This window comes from Sinomonas sp., assembly GCF_051955515.1.
Taxonomy (GTDB): domain Bacteria; phylum Actinomycetota; class Actinomycetes; order Actinomycetales; family Micrococcaceae; genus Sinomonas.
Genome location: NZ_JBQCGQ010000125.1, coordinates 1 through 3,041 on the forward strand (window position 1 = coordinate 1; position 3,041 = coordinate 3,041).

The 3,041-nt window shown below is 67.3% G+C and carries 4 protein-coding genes; all 4 read left to right on the forward strand.

Annotated features, from left to right (window positions below; translation table 11 throughout):
* Positions 1-510: AGE family epimerase/isomerase (locus ACTHL9_RS06940; protein WP_440518116.1), on the forward strand; the 510-nt coding region annotated here is incomplete at its 5' end.
* Positions 507-1,256 (forward strand): 6-phosphogluconolactonase, encoded by a 750-nt coding sequence (locus tag ACTHL9_RS06945; RefSeq protein ID WP_440518117.1) that lies wholly within the window; start codon positions 507-509, stop codon positions 1,254-1,256. The genes ACTHL9_RS06940 and ACTHL9_RS06945, both read left to right, overlap by 4 nt.
* Positions 1,253-2,014, forward strand: a complete 762-nt coding sequence (locus ACTHL9_RS06950) for a sugar isomerase domain-containing protein (RefSeq protein ID WP_440518118.1) — start codon at positions 1,253-1,255, stop codon at positions 2,012-2,014. Before ACTHL9_RS06945 ends, ACTHL9_RS06950 begins: the two co-directional genes overlap by 4 nt.
* Positions 2,014-3,041, forward strand: a 1,028-nt coding sequence (locus ACTHL9_RS06955) for an N-acetylglucosamine-6-phosphate deacetylase (protein WP_440518119.1), incomplete at its 3' end; no start/stop codon positions are given. The genes ACTHL9_RS06950 and ACTHL9_RS06955, both read left to right, overlap by 1 nt.

The window sequence follows — 3,041 nt, forward strand, 5'->3', positions numbered from 1 at the left end:
CCGGGGCACCTCCTCGAGATGGCCTGGATGGTGCTGGACGCGGCCGACGCCGTGCCGACCCTCAGGCCGCGAATTCCGTCCTGGCTTCCCGATCTCGCGGTCCGCGCCCTCGAACTGGGCTGGGACGAGGAATTCGGCGGCATGTTCCGCTACGTGGACGCGGAAGGCGGAATGCCGCGCGGCCGAGTCTTCGGCGACGACCGCTACGAGGCACTCGTCGAGAAGACCTGGGACACCAAACTGTGGTGGGTCCACGTCGAGGCCCTGTATGCCGCCCGGCTCCTCGCCGAGCGCTTCGGGCGCGCCGATCTGGGCGAGTGGGCCGATCGGCTCGGCGCGTACACCTTGGACACGTTCCCGCAGCCGCAGGGCGGCGAGTGGATCCAAATCCGGGACCGCCACGGCGCGCCTCTCGACGAAGTCGTCGCCCTGCCCGTCAAAGACCCCTTCCACATTGCCCGAGCCCTGCTGCTCATGACCGAACTCGATTCCCGGAGGAACCCCCTGTGACCGCGACCGCGACCTACCCTCTCGTCATCTCGTCGCACCCCACGCGTGAGGAGATGGGCGAGCACGCAGGGCGCCGCGCCGCCGTCGCCCTTCGCCGTGCTCTCGCAGACAAGGGCGAGGCACGGATGATGCTCGCCGCAGCCCCGAGCCAGGAGGCAACGCTGCAGGCGCTCGCCCGCGAAGCAGGAATCGACTGGAGCCTCGTGACGTGCTTTCACATGGACGACTACATCGGCCTGCCCCAGGACGCGCCGCAGGGTTTCGGCAATTGGCTCCGCCGGAACTTCTTCTCACGGGTTCCCGAGGCGACGTTCCACTCGATCGACACGACGCGCGCGGCAGACGAGGAGGCCACGCGCTACGCCGGCCTCATGGGCGAGGAGCCCTTCGACGTCGTCCTGCTCGGACTCGGCGTCAACGGCCACTTGGCGTTCAATGACCCGCCCGCGAACCTCGACGATCCGGAGTCCGCGAAGGTGATCACCCTGGACCGGATAAGCCGCCAGCAGCAGGTGGACGAGGGCCTCTTCGGCAGTTTCGACGAGGTCCCCGAGCAGGCGATCACGGTCACCATCCCCCGACTGCTCAACGCCGCCGAGATCGTCGGTTCGGTTGCCGGAAGGGCCAAGCGCAACGCCGTGGCGGACACCCTCAACCAGCCCGTGAGCGGCGAGCACCCCGGGACGGCGCTCAGGACCCACCCGAATGTCGCCCTGTACCTCGACGCGGAGGCCGATCCGCGATGACCACGGCAGCTCTGGCTGAGCAGTACTTCGGCAAGATCACCGAACTGCTCCAGCGCATCGAGAAGGAAGAGTCTCAGGCAGTGGATGCCGTCGCGGGGCTGCTGGCCGGGCACATCGCGGAAGACCGGCTCGTCCACGTCTACGGCCCTGGAGGCCACTCGAACCTCGCGAGCCAGGAGGTGTTCTTCCGCGCTGGCGGCCTCATGCACGTCTCCGCTGTCCTCGATGAGGGGACCCTGCTCTCCAACGGGGCACTCCGCTCGATGGCCATCGAGCGGACTCCGGGCTACGGTCGGATCGTGATCGAGGATGCAGGGCTCGGTCCCGGAGACGTCCTTATTCTGGTCAATGCCTACGGCATCAACAGCGCGCTCATCGACGCCGCTCTCACGGCGAAGGAGAAGTCCGTGACAACGATCGGCATCTCCTCACGGGCCCACGCCGAACAGACCAGTCCGGACCACCCCGCGAGGCACCCTCGCAAGCTCAACCTCCATGACGTCGTCGACCATCACCTCGATACGAAGGTGCCGATCGGGGACGCCGTGATGGAAATCGCCGGAGTCTCTGAGAAGACGGCCGCGGTTTCGACATTCGCGAATGCCTTCACGCTGAATTGGCTCATGACGGCGACGATCGCCAAGCTCAGCGAAATGGGCATTGATCCCCCACTTTGGCGTTCCGGGAACGCGCCGGGCGGAGACGAGGCCAACCAGAAGTTCATCGACCGCTTCAAGGAACGGGTACGGAAACTGTGATGTCACATCGGTCAGCACGGGGCAGGGACCCGCTGAGCGGCACGACCGTGGAAGTCGCGTGGGACGGGGAGAGAATCCTGTCCATCACGGATCTCGGAGTCCAGGCAGACCGGGACCTGCCTGTCATCGCCCCCGGCTTCCTCGACGGGCAGGTCAATGGCTACGGCGGTCAGGACATCAATGCCGCCGACGTCGACGCCGGGACGGTCATAGAGATGACCGAGCAGCTCGCGCGAATCGGCGTCACGAGCTGGGTTCCGACCATCGTCACCGCTCCGGAAGAGGCAATCCTCAACGCGCTGCAGGCCGTACAGGAAGCCCGCGAGAAGGACGCGATCACCCGCGCCGCGGTTCCCTGTGTGCACATCGAGGGGCCTTTCATCTCTGATCAGGATGGGCCGCGGGGCGTTCACGACGCGCGCTGGATCCGGCCGCTCGATGCCGCAGAGGTGGAGCGCTGGCAGCGGGCGAGCCAGCTCGTGGGCATCGTCACCGTCTCGCCGCACACTCCGGACGCCGTCCGTCAGGTCACGCGCATCCGCGCCCTCGGTGTCTCGGTGGCGATAGGCCACACGCACGCCACCCCCGAGCAGGTATCGGCAGCGGTGGATGCGGGGGCCACGCTGTCAACGCACTTGGGCAACGGCATCTCCACGAGCATTCCACGCCACCCGAACGTCCTCTGGACCCAGCTCGCGGATGATCGGCTCACGGCCGGCCTCATCGCGGACGGGCACCACCTGCCGGCGGAGACGCTGACGGTGATGCTGCGCGCCAAGGGACCCGAGAGGGCCTACCTCGTCTCGGACACCACTGCCCTTGCCGGAAGCCATCCCGGCCGGTACGAGACTGCCGTGGGCGGGACGGTCGACCTGTCCCCGGACGACCGGCTCTCCTACGTGGGAACCCAGCTCCTCGCCGGTGCCGCCGCAGACCTCACGAGCGGCTTCCGGTATGTGATGGCCGAAGTCGGGTTGACCATGAGCGAAGCCCTCAAGCTCGTCACCTCGACCCCCGCACGCGTGAT